This window comes from Actinomycetota bacterium, from assembly GCA_009923495.1.
Classification (GTDB): domain Bacteria; phylum Actinomycetota; class Actinomycetes; order S36-B12; family UBA5976; genus UBA5976.
In genome coordinates this window covers 1-1,230 of record RFTJ01000054.1, presented here as the reverse complement: position 1 = coordinate 1,230, position 1,230 = coordinate 1, and the positions used below count along the sequence as shown (strand labels likewise).

General features: G+C 52.2%; 3 protein-coding genes. All 3 read left to right on the top strand.

The features are described from left to right. Window positions 1-296 (top strand): hypothetical protein (locus tag EBS36_07480; GenBank protein ID NBU32988.1); only part of this gene is annotated, 296 nt, incomplete at its 5' end. A gap of 2 nt (window positions 297-298) precedes the next feature. Beyond that, a complete protein-coding gene (locus EBS36_07475; protein ID NBU32987.1) occupies window positions 299-793 on the top strand; it encodes a class I SAM-dependent methyltransferase in 495 nt (164 codons plus the stop codon). Beyond that, on the top strand, window positions 790-1,230 hold a 441-nt coding region (locus EBS36_07470; protein NBU32986.1), incomplete at its 3' end, for a hypothetical protein. The genes EBS36_07475 and EBS36_07470, both read left to right, overlap by 4 nt.

Here is a 1,230-nt window from a genome sequence, read left to right as displayed (position 1 = left end):
TTCCTGCCGATGCCCTGTTCTTCCAACAAGCGGAACTGCGATACAAGAAGCAACCAATTTGGAACGGCCTGCAACTTGCACCCGTGGACACAACCTTCGCCTTCTACCATCACGAGCATTACCAACGGGTCTGCATCAGCGGTGCAAGGATGGTCGCACCTTACGAGGTCAGGCACTTGCCGTACTACATCACCAAGGAGGACATGAACGCTGACTGGGAGTTCAGGCAGTACCTCGACAAAGCCAACCACGCCAGCACCGCCAAGAAGATTGCGGATGGCCTCAACGTATTTTGACCATGCCGTTTTCGCATCCATTCTACAAAAACCGAATCGCCGAGCATATTCGTTCAGTCCTACGCCCAGATGACCGTGTCCTTGACGTGGGTGTGGGATGCGGAACATACGCTCAACTGCTTCCTGAAATCCCTATGGATGGCGTGGAGATTTACGAGCCGTATGTCCAACGCTTTGACCTTCGTGCCAAATACAAGGAACTCTTTATTGCAGACATTCGGGATTTTGATATCACGCCTTACACCTACCTGATTCTTGGCGATGTCTTTGAGCATCTAACCCTCAAGGATGCAAGGGATTTACTGAACCGAATCGGAAGCAAGAGAGCGATGATTGCCGTTCCGTACCTTTACGAGCAAGGAATATGGGAGGGCAATGTTCACGAAACGCACTACCAACCCGACCTGACCCCTGAAATCGTTGCCGCAAGGTATCCCGAATTGAACCTGATTGTCGGTGATGCGATATACGGCTATTATGTAAACTACGCGCTATGAAACTCCAAGACCTCACCATCGACCAATTCCAACGGATAGCTGCGTTGGAGTTCAGCCCTGCGCTTAACGATGCTGACAAGCGAGTTGGTGTGGAGCGGTACAAGGCTATCGTGAAGGAATGGAACGAACTGCCAGCACTCGCCTACAAACGCAAGTTCAAGGCAGGGGGCAAGTGGTGGATTCCAACGGTGTTCACGGACGAACTCACGGCAGGGCAGCTCATCGACCTCATGGATATGAACACAACGGACGAGCGCCAACTGGTGCAGAACCTACACCGCATCATGGCAACGCTGTGCAGGGAAGCGGGGTTCATGGGATGGTTCCCGAAGAAGTACGATGGGGCAGGCCATGCTGATAGGGCCGAACTGCTCAAAGCCAACGCCAAGATTGGCGATGTTTGGGGCGTTGTCAGTTTTTTTTTGCTAAGTTCAGAA

Coding starts and splice junctions, on each gene's coding strand:
- EBS36_07475 (NBU32987.1), top strand. CDS start 299: ATGCCGTTTTCGCATCCATTCTACAAAAACCGAATCGCCGAGCATATT.